Source organism: Calothrix rhizosoleniae SC01 (assembly GCF_900185595.1).
Classification (GTDB): Bacteria; Cyanobacteriota; Cyanobacteriia; order Cyanobacteriales; family Nostocaceae; genus Calothrix_A; species Calothrix_A rhizosoleniae.
On record NZ_FYBH01000329.1, the window covers coordinates 1 to 26648 of the forward strand.

21 protein-coding genes are annotated in these 26648 nt (G+C 40.3%); 7 read left to right on the forward strand and 14 right to left on the reverse strand.

The features are described 5' to 3' along the window. Positions 1 to 36 precede the first annotated feature (36 nt). Positions 37 to 741, forward strand: a complete 705-nt coding sequence (locus CALSC_RS20050; RefSeq protein ID WP_088243047.1) for a hypothetical protein — start codon at positions 37 to 39, stop codon at positions 739 to 741. 690 nt (positions 742 to 1431) lie between these two features. Here the strand turns inward: CALSC_RS20050 and ung are convergent. Then, on the reverse strand, positions 1432 to 2112 hold the full coding sequence (ung, locus tag CALSC_RS20055; RefSeq protein ID WP_088243048.1) for a uracil-DNA glycosylase: 681 nt from the start codon (positions 2110 to 2112) through the stop codon (positions 1432 to 1434). A 111-nt stretch (positions 2113 to 2223) separates the two neighbouring features. Here ung and CALSC_RS26635 point away from each other — a divergent pair, with 111 nt between their 5' ends. From CALSC_RS26635 to CALSC_RS20065, 3 genes are all read left to right on the forward strand, one after another. Continuing rightward, on the forward strand, positions 2224 to 2397 hold the full coding sequence (locus tag CALSC_RS26635; RefSeq protein WP_159460653.1) for a hypothetical protein: 174 nt from the start codon (positions 2224 to 2226) through the stop codon (positions 2395 to 2397). Positions 2398 to 2428: 31 nt separating this feature from the next. Continuing rightward, positions 2429 to 4474: an NAD-dependent DNA ligase LigA gene (gene ligA, locus CALSC_RS20060; protein WP_088243049.1), complete on the forward strand. Its 2046-nt coding sequence runs from the start codon at positions 2429 to 2431 to the stop codon at positions 4472 to 4474. Between the two features lie 475 nt (positions 4475 to 4949). Beyond that, complete coding sequence (locus CALSC_RS20065) at positions 4950 to 6308, forward strand: MATE family efflux transporter (RefSeq protein ID WP_088243050.1); 1359 nt, start codon at positions 4950 to 4952, stop codon at positions 6306 to 6308. 354 nt (positions 6309 to 6662) lie between these two features. On the opposite strand, the gene CALSC_RS20070 is transcribed toward CALSC_RS20065, so the two are convergent. The 10 genes from CALSC_RS20070 to CALSC_RS20115 form a co-directional block, all read right to left on the reverse strand. Further along, entirely contained in the window at positions 6663 to 7118 is a 456-nt protein-coding gene (locus tag CALSC_RS20070) for a DUF2141 domain-containing protein (protein ID WP_088243051.1), read from the reverse strand. Positions 7119 to 7522: 404 nt separating this feature from the next. Next, positions 7523 to 7888: an ArsR/SmtB family transcription factor gene (locus tag CALSC_RS20075; protein WP_088243052.1), complete on the reverse strand. Its 366-nt coding sequence runs from the start codon at positions 7886 to 7888 to the stop codon at positions 7523 to 7525. Positions 7889 to 8537: 649 nt separating this feature from the next. After that, positions 8538 to 9929 (reverse strand): UDP-glucose dehydrogenase family protein, encoded by a 1392-nt coding sequence (locus CALSC_RS20080; protein ID WP_088243053.1) that lies wholly within the window; start codon positions 9927 to 9929, stop codon positions 8538 to 8540. Positions 9930 to 10002: 73 nt separating this feature from the next. Next, complete coding sequence (locus tag CALSC_RS20085; protein ID WP_088243065.1) at positions 10003 to 10947, reverse strand: UDP-glucuronic acid decarboxylase family protein; 945 nt, start codon at positions 10945 to 10947, stop codon at positions 10003 to 10005. A gap of 635 nt (positions 10948 to 11582) precedes the next feature. Further along, a complete protein-coding gene (locus CALSC_RS20090; protein ID WP_088243054.1) occupies positions 11583 to 13715 on the reverse strand; it encodes a cation:proton antiporter domain-containing protein in 2133 nt (710 codons plus the stop codon). A gap of 214 nt (positions 13716 to 13929) precedes the next feature. Further along, positions 13930 to 14589, reverse strand: a complete 660-nt coding sequence (locus CALSC_RS20095; RefSeq protein ID WP_088243055.1) for an HAS-barrel domain-containing protein — start codon at positions 14587 to 14589, stop codon at positions 13930 to 13932. Positions 14590 to 14666: 77 nt separating this feature from the next. Beyond that, the gene (locus CALSC_RS20100) at positions 14667 to 14855 is read right to left on the reverse strand and encodes an NAD(P)H dehydrogenase subunit NdhS (protein ID WP_088243056.1); all 189 of its coding nucleotides are present in this window, start codon (positions 14853 to 14855) and stop codon (positions 14667 to 14669) included. 113 nt (positions 14856 to 14968) lie between these two features. Next, positions 14969 to 16246, reverse strand: a complete 1278-nt coding sequence (rodA, locus tag CALSC_RS20105; RefSeq protein ID WP_088243057.1) for a rod shape-determining protein RodA — start codon at positions 16244 to 16246, stop codon at positions 14969 to 14971. Positions 16247 to 16646: 400 nt separating this feature from the next. Continuing rightward, complete coding sequence (locus CALSC_RS20110) at positions 16647 to 17717, reverse strand: Mrp/NBP35 family ATP-binding protein (RefSeq protein ID WP_088243058.1); 1071 nt, start codon at positions 17715 to 17717, stop codon at positions 16647 to 16649. A gap of 149 nt (positions 17718 to 17866) precedes the next feature. After that, a complete protein-coding gene (locus CALSC_RS20115) occupies positions 17867 to 18391 on the reverse strand; it encodes an SRPBCC family protein (RefSeq protein WP_088243066.1) in 525 nt (174 codons plus the stop codon). Between the two features lie 571 nt (positions 18392 to 18962). Between CALSC_RS20115 and hemF the strand changes: the two genes are divergently transcribed. Then, complete coding sequence (gene hemF / locus CALSC_RS20120; protein WP_088243059.1) at positions 18963 to 20012, forward strand: oxygen-dependent coproporphyrinogen oxidase; 1050 nt, start codon at positions 18963 to 18965, stop codon at positions 20010 to 20012. Positions 20013 to 20256: 244 nt separating this feature from the next. Then, positions 20257 to 20625, forward strand: coding sequence for an STAS domain-containing protein (locus CALSC_RS20125; RefSeq protein ID WP_088243060.1), 369 nt, complete (start codon positions 20257 to 20259; stop codon positions 20623 to 20625). A gap of 187 nt (positions 20626 to 20812) precedes the next feature. Here CALSC_RS20125 and CALSC_RS20130 read toward each other — a convergent pair whose 3' ends face one another. The 3 genes from CALSC_RS20130 to CALSC_RS20140 form a co-directional block, all read right to left on the reverse strand. Next, the gene (locus CALSC_RS20130) at positions 20813 to 23542 is read right to left on the reverse strand and encodes a peptidase domain-containing ABC transporter (protein ID WP_088243061.1); all 2730 of its coding nucleotides are present in this window, start codon (positions 23540 to 23542) and stop codon (positions 20813 to 20815) included. Further along, positions 23491 to 24258, reverse strand: a complete 768-nt coding sequence (locus CALSC_RS20135) for a peptidylprolyl isomerase (protein WP_088243062.1) — start codon at positions 24256 to 24258, stop codon at positions 23491 to 23493. The genes CALSC_RS20130 and CALSC_RS20135 overlap by 52 nt, the downstream gene beginning before the upstream one ends. 154 nt (positions 24259 to 24412) lie before the next feature. Further along, positions 24413 to 25237, reverse strand: a complete 825-nt coding sequence (locus CALSC_RS20140) for a TIGR00297 family protein (protein WP_088243063.1) — start codon at positions 25235 to 25237, stop codon at positions 24413 to 24415. A gap of 618 nt (positions 25238 to 25855) precedes the next feature. Here CALSC_RS20140 and CALSC_RS20145 point away from each other — a divergent pair. Further along, positions 25856 to 26623, forward strand: coding sequence for a Uma2 family endonuclease (locus CALSC_RS20145; protein ID WP_088243064.1), 768 nt, complete (start codon positions 25856 to 25858; stop codon positions 26621 to 26623). The last annotated feature ends 25 nt before the right edge of the window (positions 26624 to 26648 follow it).

Below are 26648 nucleotides of genomic sequence, written 5' to 3' on the forward strand. Positions count from 1 at the left end.
AACCTACTTAAATATAAAGTTAGTAATATTATCTGAATGACAGTCTCTTATCCCTCCCAAGCACTACTTCGTCAAAAGCAAGAAGCGTTAGATTTTCAAGATTTACAAGGTTTGTTGCGCCTGGAATGGAAAATTGGCAATATCAGTTTATTTTCAGGCTTTTATACCCGGATAGATCAGGTATTTATCCTGTGGGGTCTGATTTGTGCGGGTATTTTTATCACAGCGCAATTTCTCCCTATTAGCTGGTATCAACAAGCAATTGGCTGGTCTGTACTGACAGCGATCGCTACAGTTGCGATGGTAATGCTGACGTGGTTTTGGGTAAATGTAGAAAATTTGCGCTGGTTGATATATTCTTGGGTTGGTTTAATGTGTGCTGGTGTGGCGATAACTGATTTGGGTATTTTTCTCGGTTGGGGAGCCGTATTAATGAACCTATGTCCTTTATGGCTAGGTGTGACTGCTATTGGGTATTTATTGACCGCCTGGGGAGTGCGATCGCGTGCTTTTTTATTGATGACAGGGATTCATCTGGGGGGGCTTGTCCTTTTGCCTTACTGTGGTGGATGGCAGTTTCTTACCACTGGATTAATTATGGGGATTAGTTTATTAGTCTTGGCTGAGTTGCAGTGGGATATGCGACCCCCCATTGATTCTAATTTCCTCACCCCAGAACAAAAGCTATTCAATAAACAACAATATCAACTACGACAAATAGAAAATTTAAACAAAATGTAAATTTTTCTGTCAAATACAATACAGTTTTCTTTTTTTCTTGCAAAATTAAAGAGTATAGGGTAACAACATAAATCTCTTGTTAATACCCTTTATTCGGTGCAGGTGTTATGCTGTTTGTCCTGCTTATCACTTTCCTAAGGAGAACGGTGTCAAGGAAGTGGCCGATTGTGCATCTCACATAAAAAAATATAAACTTATCCCTGGCTGATTGAAGTGGTGTAGGGTTTTTACCGTTTCCCCTACTTTGTAAGCACTAAGGGGATGCTAAAACATCTATCAGAACAGTCTGAGGTGTTTAACACAATTTAAAGCAAATTTAAGTAAGGGATAATTTGTAAATATCTTACTGAATAGAGTGTTGTTAAATTATTGATATCATGAATCAACTACTCAGCTTGTGAATTATATTCACAAGTTTTTTTTGACCGAAAAATAAAAGCATGCAAGCCCCCAAATTGATTTGTGGAAAAATTAGAAACTCCAGGTTTCAATATAGGCGGGGTTTAGCTACTTGTTAACTGTGATGTTTTTGTCTAAAATATCAATATTTATGGAAATGTAGGTATATTTGATGAACACTGTTATTCGATTTATTTATGAATGTTTTATTTGTGCTGCTCTTGGTGTGGGACTATGGATATGGATTTTTACATAAGAAATTGACTATTTTTAGAGATTGATTAAATATAATTATAAATCTGGAAGTTGCCAGTTAATTTCTGGCTGATTAAAAGATTTTAAAGCATTATTAATTTGAGAAAATGGCTTGCTGCCAAAAAAACCATTATGGGCTGAAAGGGGTGATGGATGTGCGGATTGAATAACTGTATGGCGTTCAGTGTCGATTAATTTTAGCTTCTTTTTAGCGTAGCCTCCCCACAATACAAAAATAACCGGCGATTCCTTTTGATTAACTTTTTTAATGACTGCATCTGTAAATTTTTCCCAGCCTTTATTTTTATGGGAATTTGCCTCATGTGCTCTCACAGTTAAAACAGCATTTAACATCAAAATTCCTTGCTTTGCCCAAGATACAAGATATCCATGACTAGGAATATTGACACCTAGATCTGCTTGCATTTCTTTAAAAATATTAATTAGCGATCGCGGTGGTGTAATATCTGGTTTAACTGAGAAACATAAACCGTGGGCTTGGTTATGATCATGATAAGGGTCTTGACCCAACAATAATACATTTACCTGTTCATAGGGTGTTAATTCAAAAGCAGAAAAAACATCTTCTTCTGGAGGAAAAGTAACACGGGATTGGCGCTCTGCTTGAAGAAATTCTTGGAGCTGCTGAAAATAAGGTTTGTCAAATTCGTCAGCTAGCACATTTTGCCAAGAAGATGGAAGTCTGGAAACTTTCATGTCAGTTATCAAGATAAATTTGGCTGTTAATTATAGCGCTACGCGCAAGTAATGAGTAACAAGTAATAAGAGCTTATGTAGTAACTCTTTCACAATCCCGGACAGTTGTTCATGGGGGAAACCAACGCCAGTTGTCTGCGACGGGAAACCCCTACGGGTTGCGCCACTTGCTTTATGCCGGGAAACCCGTCCACCGCAATGGCTTACCGTCTACAACGCTGGCTCCCCAAGACCACACTGTCCTCAAAATCTAAAATCCAAAATCCAAAATCTAAAATGGTATAATCACCTCCCATAAATCTTGCCTAAGAATGCCATGTCATCAATTGAGCCGGAAGTCAAACAGCGAATTACGGAACTGCGAAAATTATTACAACAGGCTAGTTATGCTTACTATGTCCTGGATAATCCAATTATGGAGGATGCAGTTTATGATCGTCTCTACCGAGAATTACAGGATTTAGAACTCCAGTATCCTCAATTGATTACAGTCGATAGTCCAACTCAACGGGTAGGAGAGAAACCAGCGACTCATTTTAATTCAGTACGCCATAATATTCCCCTCTATAGCCTAGAAAATGCCTTTAATGTGGATGAGTTAAAGACATGGGAACAGCGTTGGCGGCGACAAACATCGGATATTGGTGCAGCTGAATATGTTTGTGAGTTGAAAATTGATGGTTCAGCTCTGGCGCTGACTTATGAAAATGGCATCTTAGTTAGGGGGGTGACTAGGGGTGATGGGGTGATGGGTGAAGATATTACCCAAAATGTACGCACAATTCGTTCTATCCCCTTGCGGTTGAACTTAGATGGGTGGGAAAATTTACAACGGGTAGAAGTTCGGGGTGAAGCATTTTTACCCTTAGATATATTTGAGCAAATTAATGTAGAACGGCAAAAAAATGGGGAGAGTTTATTTGCAAATCCCCGCAACGCAGCGGCGGGTACTTTAAGACAATTAAACCCCAAAGTTGTCCATCAACGCAAGCTAGATTTCTTTGCTTATACCCTACATATTCCCGATTCAGAAGAAGTAACCATTGTCAATAGCCAATGGCATTCTTTAGAATTGTTGCAAAGAATGGGTTTACAGGTTAATCCCAATAAGTGCCTTTGTCCGTCTTTACAAGAAGTTGCCGAATATTACCAGTATTGGGATACAGAAAGACTAAATTTGCCCTATATGACTGATGGGGTGGTAGTTAAACTCAATTCCTCCTCCCTGCAAACACAACTGGGATTTACCCAGAAATTCCCTCGCTGGGCTGTAGCATTGAAATATGCCGCCGAAGAAGCCCCCACCAGGGTAGAAAACATTGCCGTGAATGTGGGACGAACTGGAGCAATTACACCCCTAGCAGAAATGCATCCCGTGCAACTAGCAGGGACAACAGTTTCTCGCGCGACTTTACATAATAGCGATCGCATTGCCCAATTAGATATTCGCATTGGTGACACGGTAATTGTTCGCAAAGCCGGGGAAATTATCCCAGAGGTGGTGCGGGTGTTGCTAGAACCCCGTCCCCCTGATACCCAACCCTTTGTTATGCCTACCCATTGTCCCGTATGCGGTCAACCTGTAGTCAAACCAATAGATGAGGCTGTAACTCGCTGTGTGAACACTTCCTGCCCGGCTATTCTCAAAGGAGCGATCGAACATTGGGTCAGCCGGGATGCCTTAGATATTCGAGGTATAGGGGAGAAGGTTGTACAGCAATTAGTAGATAAAGAGTTAGTTAATTCCGTTGCTGACTTGTATGAATTGACAGTAGAGCAGTTATGTGAACTGGAAAGGATGGGGGAAAAATTAGCGGTAAAATTGGTAGATGTGATCGCTAATTCTAAAAAACAATCTTGGTCACGAGTATTATATGGTTTGGGTATTCGCCACGTTGGTAATATTACTGCCCAGACGTTGACGAAAAAGTTTATGACCGTGGAACAGTTAGTAAGTGCCAAGGTGACAGATATTGCTGCTATTTACGGCATTGGTACGGAAATAGCCGAATCAGTATATCAATGGTTTCAAAGTAGTGCTAATCAAAGTTTAATTGCTCGCTTGCAATGTGCTGGGTTACAATTCGCTAATTCTCCAGAAACAGAAACAGCAATTGATACTAATCAAAAGTTTGCTGGGAAAACTTTTGTGGTTACAGGAACCTTACCTACTTTAAAGCGCAATGAAGCTAAGGAATTAATTCAAAAAGCAGGTGGTAAGGTTACTGATTCTGTAAGTAAAAAAACTGATTATGTAGTGGTGGGTGCAGATGCGGGTTCTAAATTAACGAAAGCACAAACATTAGGGATTAATTTGTTGAATGAGGCGCAACTCTTAGAACTGCTGCAAGAAGAGATATAGCTAAATTCAAGCATAAAGGGAGCATCTCAAATGTTTAAATTTGTAGTGCGGGCATCTTGCCCACTTTATATCTAATACCAATTCATATCAGATAATGTTGGCCACACATACATTTTTCGTAAGGGCACGGCATCCACAATCTTTTGGGATATAAAATTATCTTACTGTTGCCGTGCCCCTACCCATCTGCCCCATTCTTTTTTCAAAATGGCATAAAGAGAGCTGTACGGTTCCCACTACCGCATATTTTTGAAAAATTGGGATGCTCCCCATCGGCGTTGCTGCATAAAGATATGAATTTGTCTCACGCAGAGGTGCAGAGAACAAGAGTTTGAGAGACCTGATTTTTAAATTTCATATTCCAATTCAGCAATGCACTCCCCATCAGACTTGAAACTAACAACGCCAAAAATTCTGACCAAAAAACATAAAAAAAGGTTAAGTTTTGTTAAGGAGCTATATATAATGCATTTTTATGAGACAGCAATTAACCGAAGGTAATGTTGGTAGCCATCTGGTCAAACTGACATTGCCAATGATGGGAGGAATCTTTGCACTAGTTGCCTTTAACGTAGCTGATACTTACTTTGTAGGACAATTAGGGGCAAAACACCTAGCAGCCATGAGCTTTACATTCCCCGTAGTAATGACCCTAGGAAGTTTAGCTATGGGTTTGGGGGTAGGAGCATCATCAATTATAGCCCGTGCCATTGGAGAAGGCCAACACACTCGTGTCCAACGCTTTACTACCAATAGTCTGATTCTCTCTGTACTGGCTGTAGGTATATTTGTCACCTTGGGTTTATTCACCATCGATCCCTTATTTACAGCCTTGGGAGCCGATGCAGATATACTGCCCTTAATACGGGACTATATGCAGATTTGGTACTTTGGCATGATATTTTTAGTAGTACCTATGGTTGGTAATAGTGCTATTCGTTCTGCTGGCAATACCACTACCCCTAGTCTAATTATGACCATTGCTGCTGGTATTAATATTGTTTTAGACCCTTTGCTAATTTTAGGATGGGCAGGATTTCCCCAACTAGGAATCCAAGGAGCAGCTTTAGCAACCTTGATTTCCCGTGCCACTACCCTAGTCGCATCTTTGCTCGTCCTACATTTCCAAGAAAAAATGCTTTGTCTTCAGATACCTAGGTTACAGGAAACCCTGTGGTGTTGGAAAGAGATTTTATATGTGGGATTACCTGCGGCTGGTACTAGTATGATTAATCCTATTTCTATCGGTATAATTACTAGCTTGTTAGCAAGTTTTGGTGCTGAAAGTGTAGCCGCTTTTGGTATAGCTTCCCGAGTAGAATCATTTTCCTTACTGACTTTGATGGCTCTTTCTGTCAGTATTGCCCCCTTTGTCGGACAGAATTGGGGCGCGAAAAAGTATACACGTGTAACTATGGCCTTAAAATTGAGTTTTCTGTTTTGTTTATTTTGGGGTGTAGCAGTGGCATTGGTGTTAGTACCAACGGCTTCTTGGTTAGTGGCTAAGTTTAATACTGATACCAATATAGTTTCTATTGCCACCCTTTACCTGTGGATAGTACCTATAAGTTATGGTGCTGCGGGGGTAATTTTAGTGACTAATTCTGCATTCAATGCCCTTGGTAAACCAATCCCCTCTATTGTTATGTCAGTTATGCGGGGGTTTGTACTTTATATTCCTCTAGCGTATCTGGGAGGAAATTTAGTTGGAGTTCAAGGTATTTTTATCGCCACTAGTATTGCCAATCTCGTGGTAGGAGTGGGGGCTTATGTATGGAATCAGCAAAATTGTAGTATCAGGGCAATATTAGCGGCAGAGCAAGCTTCAACTTAGGGACTTCCAAATAAAAAAATAATCAATCACTTGGAATGCAGGGGAGCAGGGAGTAGCTCACAAGGGTAGGTTTTTAACATTATGATTGAAGCTAGACTTGGGAGGTTAGAAGATAGGTAGACAAGGAAGATTCTTCAATGGTCAAATAGGCTTTTTAACCAGTTTGTATTGTTGGTAACCGTACTTTTTGGGTTTTGTTTTCCTCCCTCGCCTACTTTCCCTATCCCTCTTGGGAATTATAGGGAGGCTATCCTCCAAGTCTTACCAACACCCAATTATAAAAAGCCTACACCTGTGAGGGTGTTTCTCCCCTGCTCCCTGCTCCCTGCTCCCCTGCCTCTGACTGACTTGAGGTTATAAAAGATACTGCAACTTAATATCAATATTAGTGTTAGGACCAACAACAAAAATTGCTGATTCCCCGAACTTTGGGGGTCCAGTCAAAATTCTGGGGTTTCGGGAAAATCCAAACCCCTCTTTAGGAATACCAATGGCATTACTGTTGAGAGTACCATCCGCATTGGCATCGTGAATTACTGCAACAGCGTAGCTTCCAGCCTTCAATTTACCAAAATTTGTCTGAATATATTTGTCCGCAACCTTAACACAACGGGATTTAAGTGCCTTCTTCTCATTCGCCGGAAACCCTTGACTACTGGAGAAAAGACTAAAACATACTTGTCCCTTTTGACTCTTGATGCCATCAATTTTAATACTCAAATTACTATTTTCATAGGCTTGTGTACTTGATGAAAATGCGAAAATGCCCAAAGCCGCGATCGGTAAAATAGCAACTAAAAATCGTTGCATGAGTAACTTCTCCAACATGAAATGGAATAAACAACCTTTTATTTAGCAGCGATTTCTTCGCTATGTCATCATATAGACATCTCTGAGAATATCTAGTTCCAAAAAATACAAAGATAATTGAATTTTATATGATTACTTATGTATCAAAACAATTTTGGATTTTGAATTTTGCTGAAAGTTGAGTTAGTCTGGTCTTGGGGTCTCCCCATGTAGAGGGACTTCGGTCATTGGTTACTTTACATAATTTTCTCATATAGACAGAGAGCGGCTTGCCGCAGGATAGAGCTAAGGATTCACACCCAGGGAACATAGCAGAGTATAACTGGAAAATAGGGAACAAAAAATAAATAGGAGCAAGGAATTTTCTGACGATAAAGCAATCGTCAGCCCAGAGTAGAATATGATTATTTAGCTAGAGTACTAAAAGCTTTCATTTGCTCAAACTCTTGAGCCCGTTTTTGGATTTGTGTGCTAATGCGATCGCACACTAGATCACAAACTGCAAATACTGTAGGATCACAGATGGAGTAATAGACACTAACTCCCTGAGGTTGGCGAGATACAAGACCAACTTGAGTTAATACTTTTAAATGTTTGGAAAGATTTGCTTGACCTAAACCAGTTGCTTCGCCAATTTCTGTAACATTCAACGATCCAGTCTGCAAACAACGTAAAATTTGTAACCGACTGACTTCCGAAAGTACTTTGAAATACTCGGCAACTGGAGCTAAAACTTCTGGAGATGCAATCTGAGAAAAAGTCTTTGACATACCTATCAACTATTATTATTTTGCTAAACTAAATCCCTATGATGATGAATGAAATTAGTACCACTGCGCAGATGTAACGGCACTAAGACAAGTAGGCAGAAATAAACCAACCATTAATTTCTGACATAAAAAGTTTAATATTTCCAACTTTTGCACCCTCTACTTTCTGCCTCCTTGGATTAAATATTTAGGTATTCCGCACCAGAATATCATATGACACCAATATTTCCATGCTTCCTTATATAGGGCTTGCGGAAAAAGTCCTTGAGTGAGGTAAGACAAAAGTTATAGGGCTACGTGCTAGGGAATAGGGAATAGGGAACAGGGAACAGCAGGCTATCAAAAGGTTTCAGGATTTATAAATCTAACCTAAGTTCATAGTGCTATACGCTCCTAATTTTTCTATTATTTTTACCAGAAAAAATAATCAATGCAAGGTTTTTAAATCTCAAACCCCTATTTCCTTGCACTTTATCCGGAGAAAACAGCCCTTATGCACTGATAAATCAAGGTTTTATATTTATTCAGCAGACCCTAGTTATAAAATTTCTTGGTGAAACAAGACTAAACAAAAATAGCGAGGATTCTTGTAGAGTACCCCGCTACATCTGTTTTTGATTTCTGGAGAAATAAACTCCCTAAATTATGATTAACGCCCAACACCTACATATTGGAAACCAGCACGAATCATAGTTTCAGGATCGAGAAAATTACGACCATCAATCACCACAGGATGAATCATTAATTGAGCCATCTTAGCATAGTCTAAATTGCTAAATTGCTCCCATTCAGTTACTAGTACCAAAGCATCGCAACCATCAGCTAGGCGTTCAGCATCGGTTTCCACAACTACACCAGAAAGACCGTGACGCATACCTGTTTGAGAGATAATGGGGTCATAGGCTTTGACCTTGGCTCCCAATCGATTTAATTGCTCAATTAAATTCAGTGCTGGTGCATCCCGCAAATCATCAGTATCGGGTTTAAATGTTAACCCCAGTAGTCCAACTGTTTTACCTTTGAGTATTTTGAGGACTTGTTGGAGTTTCTCTAAAGCAATTAACCGTTGACGTTCATTAACACTAACTGCTGCTTTCATCAGATTGGCTTCATAACCATAGTCATCCGCAGTGTGAATCAATGCAGAAACGTCTTTGGGGAAACAAGAACCACCCCAACCAATACCAGCATTTAAGAACTTATTGCCAATCCGAGAATCTAAACCAATTCCTTTGGCAACTTGAGTCACATCTGCACCTACACGATCGCAAATATTAGCAACTTCGTTAATAAAACTAATTTTAGTTGCTAAGAATGCATTCGCAGCATATTTAATCATTTCTGCTGAACTCAAATCTGTGACCAACACAGATACGGGAGGTAAAGATTTATCTTCTGCATGTTGGCGTTCAACAATGGGGGCATATAATTCCTTCATCATGGCAATAGCTTTAGGATTGTTACCACCCAAGACAATGCGATCGGGATTGAAGGTATCGAAAACAGCCGAGCCTTCCCGTAAAAACTCTGGATTGCTGACTACATCAAATTTGGCTGCACTTGCGGGTATTCCTTCTTCACTGGGCACACCACCTGCTGGTACTAGGGTTTTTTGGCGCTCGGTAATACCATCCATGACAATCATGCGTACCCAGTCTCCTGAGCCAATGGGTACTGTAGACTTATTGACAATTACTTTGTAGCCACCATTTAAATTAACACCAATTCCCTTAGCTACAGCTTCCACATAGCGGGTATCACTTTCACCAGTAGGTAATGGTGGTGTACCTACAGCAATGAATAAAATATCACCATGATTAACCCCTGCTGCTAAATCTGTGGTGAATTGTATTTTGCCATTTTGGATGGCATTTTGCATAATCTCTGATAATCCAGGCTCAAAAATGGGAGATTGGCCGGATTTCATAATTTTGACCTTTTCTTCGTTATTGTCTACACAAATAACATCATGTCCAATGTGAGCCAAGCAAGCGCCTGTTACTAAACCTACATAACCAGTACCAATTACACAAACGCGCATTTTTTCAACTCCTTACTTTTTGAAAATCATTTTATGAACCAAAGGATCGCCATTAAAAGTAAATCTCTTTACCTTATTTAATTTTCTTGCCAGCATTCATGCGATCGCGGAAATCTTCTATAGTCAGTTTTAACCCTTCTTGTAAAGGTACGGTAGGCTCCCAATTTAACAAAGTTTTTGCCTTACTAATATCGGGACGACGACGACGAGGATCATCAGATGGTAAGGGTTCAAACTGAATTTGAGCATCGGGGTTGATTTGTTTTTGGACAGCTTGAGCCAATTCTAAAATGGTGTATTCATCGGGATTGCCCAGATTAATGGGACCAACATATTCCCCATTCATCAGCCGCATCAATCCGTCTACTAAATTACTAACGTAACAAAAACTACGAGTTTGTGAGCCATCTCCGTACACTGTTAATGGAGTGCCTCGTAAAGCTTGGACTATGAAATTACTTACGACTCGACCATCATTTTCTAACATCCGTGGTCCATAGGTATTGAAAATTCGAGCAACTCGAATATCAACTTTATTTTGTCTGTAGTAGTCAAATGCCAAAGTTTCTGCAATTCGTTTCCCTTCGTCATAGCAAGAACGCAGTCCAATCGGATTAACACTCCCTCTATATTCTTCACTTTGGGGATGAACTTCTGGATCTCCGTACACTTCGCTGGTAGATGCTAACAAGAATCTAGCTTTGACGCGCTTTGCTAAACCCAACATATTCATTGTGCCCATGACATTAGTTTTCACCGTTTTGACTGGGTTGTACTGGTAGTGTACGGGAGAAGCAGGACAAGCTAAATGGTAAATTTGATCAACTTCTAGACGAATTGGCTCGGTAATATCGTGACGAATTAGTTCAAAGTACGGATGACTCATCCATTTGAGGATATTGCGTTTGTGACCTGTGTAAAAATTATCTAAACAAAGAATTTCATGTCCTTCGTTAATTAATCTATCGATCAAATGGGAACCAATAAACCCAGCTCCACCCGTCACCAAAATTCTCATAATTTTCCCGAGTTTTACAGTTTTGACTTGAGCAATGTTACTTACATTCAGGGTACCCAAAGCTGGTACAAAATTCACTTACGTAAGGATTCAGATTTGTTTCTTCGTTGCACCCAGATGCATCTGTAGTTGTCTAGTTTAAATTGTGACAGGACTTACGCACAGACAACTTAATTAAGGTTATTGCGACCCCAGGAAACAATCTCAAACAAATGAGTTCTGATAATGATTGCGTAAGTCCTATGGGATTTAAAATTAATTACCCAACAAGTCAATTAACAAAATATCAAACATTACCTAACAGTTATACTGGTTTACCTAACAACTTTACTAAATCTTCAAATATATCCAGTTTTTCTATGAACATTACTCACATTTGTCACATTGATTGCCAATGGATTTTTAGGTATTTTTGAGAAAATATATTTGCCATCTGAGTATGCATGGCAGTATTTATTATAGTGACTTTGAATACAAGTATATGCAAATTAATGTTGGTATATAAATAATTTGAATCATTGATGATTCTTTCTATTGTGAGAATTTCTATGAGGACTTATAGCACCACGCAATTAGAGGGCGGACATTGCTGAAAGCCCAAACCTATGAACAGTAAACTTCTTACTTCTTACTTCTTACTTCTTACTTATTACTTGCGCGTAAGGGGAGAGCACCATTGTTTGAGGGTTATGGGGCTCTCCCAACATTACAATTGAACAGGTGATTTGGTTCGCTAGCTGGGAAGTCACATCGCTAATGGTGAGACCACCGGTATTTGTCCGATTACGGGTAAAGGGTAATACTACCAAGTCGTATAATCTAGCTGCCTGGAGAATTGCTTGGGCAACATTATCATGGGCAATGATTTGAATTTCTGGTGGATTGGGCAAAGCTAATTGAGATACAAACAGAGAAAGTTGCGATCGCCTCCAAGTGATTTTACTGGAACTGGTACGACGTTCACAAACATTGAGTACAGTGACTTGTGCTTGATTTGTCTCCGCTAAAATCTGGGCAAAATGTACTGGATATAAGGAGGGTGCTAGCAAATTTTCCACCGGTACTAATATCCTCTGAATTTTTTGGGGAGATTCTACCAAACGTGTCACTGCTACGGGACAATGGGATGACCAAATAACACTATCAATCACATTGCCAAATAAACGGGCTCGCAAACCAGTACGTTTTCCCCACCCCATCACAATCAGATTTGCTTTTTGTTCCCTAGCTGCACGACTAATTCCTTGAGCAAAAGCATCATCAATACGTAACAAGGGTTTTGCTTCTACATCCAAAACTTGACTCAGTCCAACTGCTTTAGCTAACAATTGCTCACTGCGGTGTAGGGAATTTTCTAACTGGGGAGCATCCATCTGAGCCGCAGCAGTAGCGATCGCTAAGGGTATAATTTGCCCATGGGTTTGATGGGCTAATAGGGCAGCCATTTCAATTAAATACTGCTGGGTTTGAGGATTATATATGGGTACAACAATGGTAAAAGGATTCCCATTTTCTTTGGGGACAGGGTAAGCAGAGGCCGTTAACTCCGGTTCTGGGGTAGGAGCAGTTCTCAAACCCACTGCTACCTGGTTTGTAATCAATGGTCCAAGGATACAAGTGACAATGACTAAAATAATCATGCTGTTAAATAAATTTATATCTAACAATCCAGACCTATATCCTACTAATGTTGCTGCTAACGTTACCCCCACTTGGGGTACACTCAATGACCACATGGTTAGCATTTCCTGCCAATTGTAGCGATAAACCAGTTTTGCTAATAGAGCAGCAATCAGTTTACTGATAATTAATCCCACAATTACAAAAATTGTGAACCACACCATACTCATACTGGTCATAAGAGTATTTATATTTACCAGCAATCCCAAATTAACAAAGAAAATAGGAATAAACAGGGCGCTACCCAAAAAAATCACCTTTTCTTTGACTGGTCCTGAACCAATAACATTGTGTACAGTTAAGCCAGCCAAAAATGCTCCCACTATTTTTTCTACTCCGATTAATTGGGCACCAGCAGCAGCAAGAAATACTGTCCAGAGTACAAATAAAAATTGATTGCCCTCATCTTCCCCAGAACGGCGAAAAAATTCTTTCCCTAAACAATCCAGACCAACCAACACAATGAGGCAATAGATCATTAAGGCATTGATGAGATTAATTAATTGCCAAAAATTGAAGCTATCCCCGCGATTAGCGACACAAATGGCTAATAATAAAACTGCCCCAATATTAGTAACAACTGTAGCTCCTGTAGTTACATTAACTACCTCATTCCTGGCTATTCCTAGACGGTTAAGAATGGGGTATGCCAAAATCGTATGGGAAGCAAGGACAGAACCAATTAAGATTGCCTGATTCCAATTAAAGCCAAACAGATAGCCAATTAATATCCCTACCATTAAGGGTACAGCAAAGGTTAAACTACCAAATCCCAAAAAGCGGTTTTTGTAACTCCGAAATTGCTTAATTTCAATTTCTAATCCGGCAACAAACATCAGATAAAATAATCCAATCTCTGAAAGCAGGTTCATCATGGGCGATTGTGTATGAGGTAGTAAATTCGCGCCAAAGGGACCCAAAGCAACTCCAGAACAGACCAAGCCGACTAATCCTGGAAGCCTTAATTTTTCGAATAAAATGGGTATAACTAAAATTACGAGCAGTAGAATTACAAAAGGGGAAATAGGTTCTTTGCCAAGAACAGAAGAATTTGATTGCAGAGCTAGAACTTGTAAGATGAGATCCATTGGTAGGATTGGCGAAAGCAAGGGAATGACTAGTGTGAGTGTTGATATTTTTAGTTAAATAAATGCATGATCATCATAAAAATAATTTGAGCGAATATAGGGCTACGCGCAAGTAATAAGTAATAAATAAGAAGTAATAAGTTTACTGTTCATAAGTTTGGACCTTCAAAAATGTCTTAACGTATATGGGTATTGCTATATATAATGACTTAGCTCATGGGTTAATTTGACTCAAAATGAATCGCAAGCGATCATAATCATCTTTAAGTAGTATGCTCAAAGAACGACCAGCTTGAATTAACCATTGTCGATCAGCTTTACGCAATTGGTAAACATTACGAATGGCAGCTGCGGCTAAGGATTCCACCGGTGCGCCACTTACACCAAGCAAGGTGCGTAAAAAATCTAACTCTTCAGTAAATTTAATGATTGCTTCTGGCTCACATCGATGAACTGCTTGGTGAATTTGTGGTGGACGTGGTGGTAAATACTGATATATACGATTGCTAGATAATATACCATCTGTTGACATTTGCTCAAATCCGACGATCGCTGCCCGAAATTCAGTTTTGAGCATGGCAAATATTTGGGGTTGTTCCTCTCGCAATTCCTGCAAGGACAATCCCAAAGCTACAGGACGATGCACCGTATCTATAGGCATAGTAGTCGCACTATAAACTACTGCATAGACCAAATTGCCAGATTCTTCATCCACAGAACAAACCCAACTACCAAAGGGAGGCATGGAAGGAAAGCTCAGGTCATCTGGATCTAAACACTGAGCTAGGAATTCTGTGGTGGTAGTTTCTACCACTTCTGCGAGATGATTGGGATGGCGATCGCTGGTGTCAAATTGTGGTAATGGAAGGCGCATAATCAATACAGGTATTAATTAGGTATTTGTCAGTAGTCAAATTGACAAATACCTAATAATAAATAACTAATTTCTGTTTACTTGCGTCCTGCAGTGGGATCTACAGGCTCTAATTCGGAGAGTCTAAAGGTAATTAATTTATCCCAATTACCACCTTCAAACAGCACTGCTACTTTACCATCACTTACCCTTTGCACGAGTCCTTCGTAGCGATAGTAGGTATCCGCAGGATTTTTGACGCGAACAGTTGCTCCAGGCAGAATCATGATTTTTACCTCTATATTTTCTGTTTATAGCTTAATACTTGTTATGAGTCATTGGCTGTTGACCAATAATTCTGATTTGGAAAACCTATAACTGGAAAATACTTGAGAAAAAATTAATAATACTTGCGCCGGGGACGAAAATTTGCTACAGATTCCACAATCCCCACGGCAATAAAGTTAGTCAGCATGGCGGAGCGCCCATAACTCATCCAAGGTAAAGGAATACCCGCCACGGGGGCTAAACCAACTGTCATGCCAATGTTGATTGTCATTTGGAAAATGATCATCGATAATACACCCACAGCTAATAAAGAGCCAAAGTTATCATTAGCGGTTTGGGCAATGTGGAGCAGGCGCAGACAAACCAAACAAAGAGCAGATATTAATACCAAGCAGCCAATAAAGCCTAATTCTTCTCCCACCGCCGAAAAAATAAAATCTGTATGCTGTTCTGGGACAAAACTGAGTTGGGTCATGGGTCCCTGATTTAAACCCCATCCCCACCACTCACCAGAGCCAATGGCAATTTTGGACTGAGCTTGGTGATATCCAGCTGCCAAAGCATCTTGATTCGGGTTCAGAAATACCGTCAATCGGGACTTTTGGTATGGTCTTAACAGATTATTCCAAGCAAATGCTCCCAACTCTCCACCCAACAGATTAATTGCCAAACCACCAATGGCACTAATGCCAAATTTTCGCCAGGGAATACAAAACCATGCCACTATACCCATAGCTATAGACCAAGCAATCCATCCTGGCTTATATAAGTTATCTAAAATTGCTGCAATTACTGGAGAAATGAGCAATAACAGCCAGCCCGGATTTGCATTTGCCCAATACAACATCCCCAATACAATTGCGCCAAACACCAGTGATGTTGCCAAATCTGGTTGCAGAAATACTAGTAACCAAGGTACAGCAATAAAAGCTAAAACATAAAATACGCGATCAATTTTAGCAGCTGTGGTTTTGTGTAATAATGCGGCGATCGTAATAATCACAAATATTTTGGCAAATTCCGATGGTTGGACATTAAAGCCAAAAATGGTAATCCATCGTTGGGCTCCCTTGGCACTACTACCAATGAGTTTTACAGCTATTAAACTCCCATTAGTAATGGCATAGGTTGCCCAGTGAAATTGTAACCAGTTGTGATAAGGAATACGGGCAAGTACCAGTGCTAAACAGACCCCAACTATACCTGTCATCCAGTGCCAAAACCAATCATAAAGCCCTTGATTGATCTCCGTACTGCGGATCATCAGTCCACCAAAAATTGTCAGACCCACTGTTAAGATGAACAATGGCATATCCATCTGTTGCCAAGGCTTGAACAAAGATTGATAGATGAATTTGGAAAAAGAAAAGCGGGATTTTTTTAACAACATGGTAGCGGCAATTGCTTGGTTCTAGGTGGAAGTGTTAATCCTGTTTACTAAATATCTGTATTCTTTATATCTATTCCCCTACCCTGAAAAAATTACAAATTATTTTAGCTGGATCAAAAATAAGCCTCACATCTCACCGCTTCGCGGTGAGATGAATTTTTGGGCAGGGGTCGGTGAGGAGATGCCAATTATGGTAGGATCATAAATGTAGGTGTAACCCAATTAAATGCTTCAAATGCAGCCTACTGTGAAAATAATCTTTCTACACAAGACCTACAAGACCCTGGGGCACATGGCTTTCAAGCTCAGTTAATGTCCTCATAGAGGAGCCCCTGAGAAGCCCACACTCACCCGTTGGCGCAAGCCTGCCCGAAGAGCTTAGGGGAGTGTGTGGAGTATGTCACGATAAAGCTGCAACTGAGACTTTACCTGCTACTGCTAAGGCAATATCCTTCAAAGCCTTAGCGCTGGGTGAATCTGGTTCGCTGACAACTATAGGTACGCCCCGGTCGCCACCCAAGCGAGTGGACATTTCTAAGGGTACACAACCCAACAAAGGTATTCCTAATTCTTTGGCTGTCTTTTCCCCACCACCTGAGCCAAAGATGTCGTATTGTTTCTCTGGCATATCAGGGGGAATAAAATAACTCATGTTTTCCACAATCCCCAACACATTGACGTTCATCTGTTGGAACATCCGCAAACCTTTTCGAGAATCGAGTAAGGCGACATTTTGTGGTGTGGTGACAATTACAGCCCCTGCCATAGGTACAGCCTGGGTTAATGTTAACTGAGCATCCCCCGTACCTGGTGGCATATCCACAATTAAATAATCCAATTCTCCCCACTCAACTTGATAGAGGAATTGACGTATCACACCATTTAACATTGGTCCGCGCCAAATTACTGGTTGATCCTGATCAATCAAAAATCCCATTGAGACTAATTTCACACCATGATTAAAGGCTGGTTCGAGGATATCGCCTTTGGCGGTAGTATTGACCGTAATCTGGGCATCAGCTAGTCCTAACATGGTGGGATCATTAGGACCGTAAATATCCGCATCTAGTAAACCAACTTTTGCCCCTGTTTGTGCCAGGGCTACCGCTACATTTACCGCCACCGTACTTTTACCCACACCACCTTTACCACTGGAGATAGCAATAATATTTTTTATTCCGGGAACTCCGCTACTATCAGGTAAACTTTTTTGCTGGGGGGTTTCTGCGGTTACTTCCACCACTACATCTGTGACTCCCGGTAACTGTTTAACTGCTTTTTGGCAATCTTCAACAATAAATTCCCTTAATGGACAAGCTGGTGTGGTTAATACCAATGTAAAACTAACTTGACCACCATCAACTTTCACATTGCGAATCATGTTGAGTTCTACCAGACTTTTGCGGAGTTCTGGGTCTTGTACCGGTCGCAATACTGACAATACTGACTGGGAATCTAAGACATCGTACATAGTGTGTTCGCCCTTGCTGCCGCAAAAAATTTTTACAAAAACTTTGGTATCTTATGGCATTTTAACTGTGTTGGTATTGGTTATTTGCCGCAAGCAAAAAAGAATTATCAAAAGTTGCAGAAGTTATGGAGTTGTCTAATGATATAACTTCAAAAATCAAAACAACTATCATTGATTGATTTTCTTTTACCAGCAACAGCTTGTAATGCTGCGGTTTCCACTGCTTCCACTAAAGCTCTGGCTACCCGAGCCGCATAGGGACGGGAAAATGACCAAATTAGTGGTGATAACCAACCTCTCAGAGTTACAGAATATGATAAATAAGTACCACACACCGTCGATTCCACTTGATAAATCACTCTTTCTTCCACTCCGGGGATCGCTAAAACTCTGATACTCAATAAATGTTCGCGATCGACTCTTTCCACGAAAAAACGAATGGGAATGGGGGAAAACCTAGTTACTGCTTGGAAAATCAATCCCGGTTTAGGCACTAAGCCATAAGGAACATTAGTGCTTTTCAGTAATGGATGCCAGGAAACGTCTGCGAGGTCAACTATTTTCTGCCAGACTTCATCTGATGATGCCGAACTAATTTCTCGATAATGTCGGACTAAAGAAGCACAAATTCGACGGTGCTTGCGGTGGATGAATTTGGATAACCAATTTTCCATACTCCTTATCCACTCCATTGCCATCATAAGTTAACAAAAAATTCAGCTTGGAACTGCTTTGCGGTCAGTCCCTCACTGAATTGTACTCAATCAGTGGGGGGTATAAGGCTGCAAAAATGCTTGCCTCTGCTAAAAGCCAACAACCCTTCTGACAACAAAAAAATTGCCACGTTACTGAAAACGGCAGGATTGATAATACAGCAAATACACGGTAATCAATAAACCCTTTCTGGCTGGGTAGTGGGAATGTTCGATGAAAAGGGATGCTTACCAGACAAGGGTTCGATTATGTCTCAATGTCAAAATTTACTAGAAAATTATATGTCAAAACGTTCTATTTATACACAATTGTTGACACTAAAGCAGTTGAAAAAACTTAACAAATATACAAGGCTATACGTATTGAGGGAGAATAACTTTAGTCATGATGAATCCATTTTGTGAATCCTTGATTTTTCACCCAGAAAGTAGGCTCGGGCAATATAAATCTCTGCTATAGAAGCATTCGCCCCCCAATTTTCAGTTTCCCATTTGTTGCTTTCTGACAATTTTTATTTATTTTCTTGAAGTTATGTTGACAAATTCTCAAACCCAAAATTTACCAACAGAATCATCTACATATTTACCACCGACTGATGCCAAAACTAGGGTCAGTCAATTTATGAAAAAAATACAAGATCAAATTGCTGAAGGTTTGGAAAAGTTAGATGGTGTGGGTAAGTTTCAGGAAGATAGCTGGGAACGTCCGGAAGGTGGTGGTGGTCGATCGCGGGTTCTCCGTGAAGGTGCTGTATTTGAACAAGCTGGGGTCAATTTTTCGGAAGTTTGGGGTTCTCATTTACCTCCTTCAATTTTAACCCAACGTCCGGAAGCAACGGGTCATGGCTTCTATGCTACAGGTACTTCCCTGGTATTACATCCTCGCAATCCTTATGTACCCACTGTACACCTTAATTATCGCTATTTTGAAGCTGGCCCTGTGTGGTGGTTTGGAGGAGGTGCCGATTTAACACCTTATTACCCCTTTGTCGAAGATGCAACCCATTTCCACAAAACCTTCAAGCAGGTTTGTGATCAGCATAACCCCGAGTATTATCCTGTGTTTAAGCGTTGGTGTGATGAATATTTTTATTTAAAACATCGCCAGGAGACAAGGGGAATTGGTGGATTGTTTTTTGACTATCAAGATTGCCGCCAATTACCTCTATATCGAGGTCCTCACGGGGATGGTGAGGCAGCGAAGTATAGCAATCAACTAGAAACAACAGCACCCCGTACTTGGGAAGAACTATTTGCTTTCATCCAAGATTGTGGTGATACCTTTTTACCAGCCTATTTACCTATTGTCCAAAGACGACATGGGATGGAATATAGCGATCGCCAACGTAATTTCCAGTTATACCGTCGAGGAAGATACGTAGAATTTAACTTGGTTTATGACCGAGGTACAATTTTTGGTCTGCAAACCAATGGACGTACTGAATCAATTCTCATGTCATTGCCACCGTTAGTGCGCTGGGAATACTGCTACAAACCAGAACCCAATACTCCTGAAGCCGAATTATATGAAACTTTTCTCAAACCCCAAAATTGGATCGACTGGAAAGGAGGACATCAGTAGTAGATGTGAATTATAATACTGGAAATACGGTATATACGGGATGATATTTAGGACTGTGGCTTGTGATTATCAAGCTACAGCACTAATGAATTCCACCACTGTGCATTCAATAATTCCGCCAGGGTCATAGTTATTCGAGTTGCAAGAATAACTACATTGTGATTATAGGAATTATTGAGATTCATGGGCACGTTCCCATGTCAAATTAAATATGGAAATTTTAGAGTGAAACAGAGGGAGCAACGTGATTCAAATAGACCAAAAAACCCATACAACCCCAGATGGTAATAGTGTGATTGTATTAACACCATCAGGTCGTTTAGACATTACCACAGCTTGGCAATTTCGCCTGAAACTACAGGAATGTATTTCTAAATTTACACCGAATTTAGTTGTGAATCTCTGTCAGGCTAACTTTATTGATAGTTCCGGTCTTACATCTTTAGTAGCAGGTATGCGAGATGCCGATAAAGCCAAAGGTAGTTTCCGCATTTGCAACGTACATCCAGAGGCAAAACTCGTATTTGAAGTCACAATGATGGATAGTGTGTTTGCTATTTTTGATACTGAAGAGGAGGCTTTAGAGGAAATGCCATCTAGTGCTGTTAGTTAAATAAATTTCAAGATTTTTTTAACAGCTTATTTTATGTTGTGATTGATAATACAATTTTTATCATTCAAACCCTATAACTCCTAATTCCTAATTCCTAATTCCTATCCCACCCAAAGATGACTGATAAAAAATCCCAAAGGAGAGAGAAATGGAGGAAATAGGGAACTCCTAACCTCTAAACTCTCACTTAAACATTTGTTTGTTGCCGTTGATACAGTGACCAATACAAACCTTTTTGAGATAACAGCTGTGAGTGAGTACCATTCTCAGCAAGAATACCCTTCTCTAATACTAAAATTTGGTCGGCACCCTTGAGAGGGGCAAAACGGTGGGCAATCAAGAATACGGTACGTCCCCTAGAAATAGCTTGGAGATTTTGTAATACCTGTTGTTCCGTTTCACTATCTAAGGCACTTGTAGCTTCATCCAAAATTAAAATGGGTGCGGATGACAGAAATAACCTCGCTAGGGCAATACGTTGGCGTTGTCCACCAGATAAGGCTGTACCTCTTTCTCCCACATTGGTTTCATAACCGTGGGGTAATTCACTGACAAAGTCATGGGCTACGGCAAGTCTGGCAGCTTCTACTACTTGTTCGGCACTAATATCAGGATTACCTAGGGTAATGTTATCTAATATAGAACCGTTGAATAAAAAGTCTTCTTGTAAAACCACCGCGATTTGTTGACGCAGGGAGGCTAAATCTGCACTTTTAATGTCAAACCCATCAATGAGAATTCTGCCAGATTCTATTTGATACAAGCGTTGTAAAAGTTTTGATAGGGTACTTTTCCCAGAACCACTACGTCCCACTATGCCGATAAATTCCCCTGGGCTAGCCCGAAAAGAAATACCTCGTAATACGGGTTCAGCATGGCTGCGGTAACGGAAAAACACCTGTTCAAAAATAACTTCTCCCTTGAGACGGGGTAAGACTAAACCTGTTCCTGGTTCGGCTTCTGGGGCAACATTGAGAATATCGCCAATCCTATCTACTGAGAGTAATACTTGTTGCAAATTTTGCCACAATTGTACGAGACGTAATAAAGGACTGGTGACTCTTCCTGAGAGCATTTGAAAGGCAATTAATTGCCCTACCGTCAGCTGTTTATCTATGACTAATTTTGCCCCAAACCAGAGAATTAACAGGGTGGAAAAATTGGTCAGGAAATCACCGATATTACTACTGATATTAGAGGTCGTAGATGCTTTAAAGCCAGTACGGATAAATCTGGCAAATAAACCTTCCCAGCGATCACGTGTTGCTGGTTCGGCGGCGTGGGCTTTGACTGAGCGAATCCCGGTGACTGTTTCTACTAGAAATGATTGGCTGTCAGCACTGCGATTAAAGGTTTCATTCAGCCAGCCCCGTAAAATGGGTGTGGCAGTTAGGGTTAATGCGGCAAATAGTGGTAATACTGCCAATGCCACAAAGGTGAGGGGAATGTTGTAATAAAACATCAATGCCAGATACACCACGGCAAAGATGCTATCTAAAATAACTGTTAATGCCGTGCCAGTGAGAAACTGACGAATTTTTTCTAATTCCTGAACCCTAGCTACCGTATCCCCTACCCGTCGCGCTTCAAAATAAGCTAGGGGTAGGCGCATGAGGTGGCGAAATAGCTGCGCTGATAAACTTAAATCCAGACGACGGGCTGTATGGGTAAAAATAAATAAGCGGAGAGTACCCAAAACCGCCTCAAAAATAGCCACAAATAAAAGAGCGATCGCCATCACATCCAAAGTCGGCAAACTCTCTTGCACCATGACTTTATCAATTACCACTTGGGTAATGAGTGGGGTGGTTAAGCCCAAAATTTGCAAGGTAAAGGAAGCTAATAAAACTTCCCCTAGTAACTTCCGATACTGCCAGACTGCGGGCAAAAACCAGCTGAGGTTAAATTTTTCTTGCTTTTGTAGAGGTTCTACTTGCCAAATTTTCCCATCCCAAACTGGTTCTACCACAGATCGAGGCAAACTTTGACAACAATGATCAGGGTTGAGGGGATTGGCAATAATTAAGCGATCGCTCCTAAATCCATAAGCTATAACCCAATTACCACCTTGTTCTGGTGTATCTGACCACTGCAACAGCGCAGGAAAACCAAGCTGGCGCAATTCCTCCCAACTCAGTTGTAATCGTCGCAAAACAAAGCCCAAATTTTCCGCCATTTCCACCACCTGTTTAGGACTTTGTCCCTTAATTTGGCGTTGTACCCATTCCAGTTTGACGGGATTGTCTAGCTGTTGAGTCACCATAGTTAAACAGGCTGCCGCAGTATTCCAACTAGACACAAAAGGATAAATAAATTGTTTGGGAGATTGGGGATAATCTTGATATTGCTCCTGGGGAGGAATGGAACTAGAGACAGCATTTGTGTTTACTCTATGGGGAAGGGTAAGAGTGGGAGAATCTGTAGATATTTCCACCTCTCCATGTGTTTCTATGGCTCTATTTTCTTCCCTCTCCCCTGGAGATTGCCAAAAATCATCTATTTGGGGTACAGAAAATTCTGCCCATACGGCTGTATCCCAAGCAACAACTAAAACTTCCGTACTAGCAGCGATCGCTTTACAATCTGTGGGATAAGTTGTTAAGTCACCAAACCAATCACCCGTTTGTAATCTTGCTAAAGGTTTACCCAGTGCTTCTTCTCTGAGGCGAACCGAGCCGGATACAATTAATAGCTGGCATCCTCTAGCCGTTGTCGGCCAGATTTTTGCTCCCAAACTATATTTGAGTATTTGTAAATTGTCTTTTAAGAGAGATTTTTGTTCGACAGTTAACCAACATAGTGGTGGTTGATTCCAAGGTAGAGATGCTAGCACCCTTATATGTAGAGATTCTTCATCAGCTGCATTTATTCCATTTGCAGTTTGACCGTCAGCTTTTGAGTTTTTCCTGCTAGCCATTTCTCAAACAATTCATTTTGTAGTGCTTGCTTTAATTGAGTATCTTCTAAGGACGCTGGCAGATATTGTTCTACACGAAATAAACCATATTTATCATCAAGTTTTATCGGTCCGATTATATTTCCTGGACTGGCAATATCAACTGCTGCTCTGAGTGTATCTGGCATTTTTCCCCGGCTAACTGCTCCCATCATCCCGTTCACCATCCGATCATCGGTTAATGAGTATTCCCGAGCTAAATATTCAAAGCTTACCCCTTCTTCTATCTGAGTTTGCAGCTCTTCTGCCAATTCATGATTAGCAACAATAATCCGGGAGATTACCACTCTATCTAAGAATATTTTACGTTCAATAAAATATTCTTGAAGTTTAGGTTCAGCGACCAGGGATTTTAATTTTTCTAACTGAAAACCAAAAGTAACTGATTTATGAAAGCTATCATAATCTGTACCATTTTTTTGTAACCATTCATTAAATTTTTGCGGATCGCTTAATTTATTTTGCAGACGAAAATCAATAATTGCTTGTTCTGTTACTACTTGGTTAATATCAATATCATTCCTTGTTTTTATTTCCTGTTCAATTATATATTGACGGATAATATCACCAATGAATTGACCTAATTTTCCAGAAGTTTGCAAGTATTTTACTGCTGATTCCACAGAAATACTATGGCGATTGACTGTTAATATTGTCAATTCAGATGAAGTTTTCATAAAGCAAGTAGTTCACATAATGCTCAAAAAGTATATGACTACAAACTAAAACAAATCGTATTTGAAGTGACAATATTGATGGCAGCTACCAGAAATATTTTGTATACATGACATCCAAATAAATATACAATCCTATATTTTAATGAGTATGCAATTATGTCATAATTGTTATCCATAAACAGGCTAATAGGATAGCAGTGATAGCACCAATTAAGGTATTAAAAATATTCACTACTTCATTAGTTAGCCATTTATACTGAGATTGTAGGGTTGCCCCAATGACACTTTCTAAATTGGTTGCGACAAATGCTGCTAAGATACACCAAATAACCCCCTTGAGATTAATTAACCCTATTCCCCAAGCCAGTAAGGAGATGATGGTTGACGCGATGATTCCAGCCAAAGTTCCCTCTAGACTTACGGCTCCTTCTGTACCTCGTACTACTGGTTGTAAGGTAGTAATCAAAAAAGTCTGCTTACCATAGGCTTTGCCGACTTCACTGGCACAAGTATCGGCAAGTTTTGTGCTGAAACTAGCCACATATGCCAATAACAATAAGGAACGAATAGTGGAGAGGAGAGATGGAGATGGGGAAATTATCCCCCAATCAATCATGCCTATAACTAAGGCACACAAAGCGGCGGTTAAAGCCGAACCCCAAACATTTTCTGGCCCCCTAGCTCCAGAACGATTTTCGGCAATTCCAGCAGCCTCTTTTTCTTTCATGCCAATGCGCGTCACCGTAGAACCAACTAGAAAGTAAAACATAACTACTACATAACCTTGCCAACCAAGAGTAGTCCAAATCAGTACACCCAAAAACCAGCTATGAATTAATCCAGTAGGAGTCAGCAGTTTCTTGGGAGCAATTACTGCCACAACAAGGAGAATAGTGTTGATGGCGATACCCTCCAGAGGAGTTACCCAAGGAGCGATCGCTATTTGCCAGGATTCCAAATTAGATAAAAAAGCTAACATCACTTAATTCAGTTAAGTATAAATATGATAAATAATTTCAGTATCTGCGCTCAATATATTTCCATATTTTTACCAAGAAAGGCAGTCCCAATGAAAAATTATTTGTACCATCAATAATTATCTAAGTAGATTTTTTCCTTCCCTCTACTCCCAACCTCACAGGTGTAGGCTTTTTACAATTGGGTATATTGGTCAGATAAGGACGACAACCCCCCTATAATTCTCCAAGGGAGATAGGAAAAGTAGACAAGGGAGGAAAACTGAACTAAAAAAGTACGTTTCCCAACAATACAAACTGGTTCAAAACCCTATTTTTCCATTGAATAATCTTCCTTGTCTGCCTGTCTTCTAATTTCCCAAGTCTAGCCTCAAGCGAAATGTTAAAAACCTACCCTTTTGAGCTGTTCTCAGCTCCCTCTTTTAAATCAGTCTTCATGTAGGCGCAGCCTTATCTTAGAGTACGTTTGTACACAACCAAGAATATTAGCGCAGCTTGACGCGAAGGGTCATAAATACTTCCTTCACTCTCTCACTCCCTTACACCTTCACTCCCCATTTTCAAGCTAGTCCCCAGGAAATAAACGATACAATAAAGGCAATTCCAAAAAGGTGGCATTTATGGTAACCCAATTTGGTGAACCTAAATCTTTGGCTGAACTAGTAATTTCTTGGGAACCTTTACCAGAAGATTTTCAACTTGAGGATGAACCAGTGGAAAATACATCTCAGCCAATTTTAGCTGGTGCTTTGCGCGAAAGTTTAGAATTGGCAGGATTTATTCAACCTCAAATGTTGATTGCTTCCAACTTTGCTCTTTGCGCGACTTTAAATGATCGATTTATTGCCAAAGCTCCCGATTGGGTGTATATATCCAATGTTAATCAGAACTCCGAGGAAAATCTAGGAGAACGTAAAAGCTATACACCCAATTTAGAAGGTGATATCCCTGGAATTGTCATGGAATTTCTTTCTGATAGTGAGGGGGGAGAATATTCAGTTAAGCGTACTTATCCTCCCGGGAAATGGTTTTTCTATGAGCGAATACTTCAAGTACCCGTTTATATAATTTTTGATGCCAAGGGGGGTTTATTAGAATTTTACCAACTGGAAAACGGGCGGTATGAATTACAACAACCTAATGCTGATGGACTACATTGGATTGGTTCAATAGGTTTATTTTTAGGGACTTGGCAAGGGACAAAGGAAGCCCGAACTAGTTACTGGTTACGCTGGTGGGATCAAGCAGGTAATTTATTACCTTGGGCTGTGGAAAAGGTGGAACAAGAACGTCAACGTACCGAACAAGAACGTCAGCAAAAAGAAAAACTGATCAATTATTTGCGATCGCAAGGTATAGATCCGAACACCTTGATGACTGAAGAGTAAAAGGATACAATTTACTAATTTTAAG

Bases quoted from the DNA above. Each gene is read 5' to 3' on its own strand.
- CALSC_RS20145 (WP_088243064.1), top strand. From the start codon at position 25,856: ATGGTAACCCAATTTGGTGAACCTAAATCTTTGGCTGAACTAGTAATT.
- CALSC_RS20135 (WP_088243062.1), bottom strand. From the start codon at position 24,258: ATGAAAACTTCATCTGAATTGACAATATTAACAGTCAATCGCCATAGT.
- CALSC_RS20080 (WP_088243053.1), bottom strand. From the start codon at position 9,929: ATGCGCGTTTGTGTAATTGGTACTGGTTATGTAGGTTTAGTAACAGGC.
- CALSC_RS20140 (WP_088243063.1), bottom strand. From the start codon at position 25,237: ATGTTAGCTTTTTTATCTAATTTGGAATCCTGGCAAATAGCGATCGCT.
- CALSC_RS20130 (WP_088243061.1), bottom strand. From the start codon at position 23,542: ATGGCTAGCAGGAAAAACTCAAAAGCTGACGGTCAAACTGCAAATGGA.
- hemF (WP_088243059.1), top strand. From the start codon at position 18,963: ATGTTGACAAATTCTCAAACCCAAAATTTACCAACAGAATCATCTACA.
- CALSC_RS26635 (WP_159460653.1), top strand. From the start codon at position 2,224: ATGGGGGAAACCAACGCCAGTTGTCTGCGACGGGAAACCCCTACGGGT.
- CALSC_RS20070 (WP_088243051.1), bottom strand. From the start codon at position 7,118: ATGCAACGATTTTTAGTTGCTATTTTACCGATCGCGGCTTTGGGCATT.
- CALSC_RS20085 (WP_088243065.1), bottom strand. From the start codon at position 10,947: ATGAGAATTTTGGTGACGGGTGGAGCTGGGTTTATTGGTTCCCATTTG.
- CALSC_RS20095 (WP_088243055.1), bottom strand. From the start codon at position 14,589: ATGCGCCTTCCATTACCACAATTTGACACCAGCGATCGCCATCCCAAT.
- CALSC_RS20100 (WP_088243056.1), bottom strand. From the start codon at position 14,855: ATGATTCTGCCTGGAGCAACTGTTCGCGTCAAAAATCCTGCGGATACC.
- CALSC_RS20115 (WP_088243066.1), bottom strand. From the start codon at position 18,391: ATGGAAAATTGGTTATCCAAATTCATCCACCGCAAGCACCGTCGAATT.
- CALSC_RS20075 (WP_088243052.1), bottom strand. From the start codon at position 7,888: ATGTCAAAGACTTTTTCTCAGATTGCATCTCCAGAAGTTTTAGCTCCA.
- ung (WP_088243048.1), bottom strand. From the start codon at position 2,112: ATGAAAGTTTCCAGACTTCCATCTTCTTGGCAAAATGTGCTAGCTGAC.
- CALSC_RS20090 (WP_088243054.1), bottom strand. From the start codon at position 13,715: ATGGATCTCATCTTACAAGTTCTAGCTCTGCAATCAAATTCTTCTGTT.
- ligA (WP_088243049.1), top strand. From the start codon at position 2,429: ATGTCATCAATTGAGCCGGAAGTCAAACAGCGAATTACGGAACTGCGA.
- CALSC_RS20065 (WP_088243050.1), top strand. From the start codon at position 4,950: ATGAGACAGCAATTAACCGAAGGTAATGTTGGTAGCCATCTGGTCAAA.
- CALSC_RS20050 (WP_088243047.1), top strand. From the start codon at position 37: ATGACAGTCTCTTATCCCTCCCAAGCACTACTTCGTCAAAAGCAAGAA.
- CALSC_RS20110 (WP_088243058.1), bottom strand. From the start codon at position 17,717: ATGTACGATGTCTTAGATTCCCAGTCAGTATTGTCAGTATTGCGACCG.
- rodA (WP_088243057.1), bottom strand. From the start codon at position 16,246: ATGTTGTTAAAAAAATCCCGCTTTTCTTTTTCCAAATTCATCTATCAA.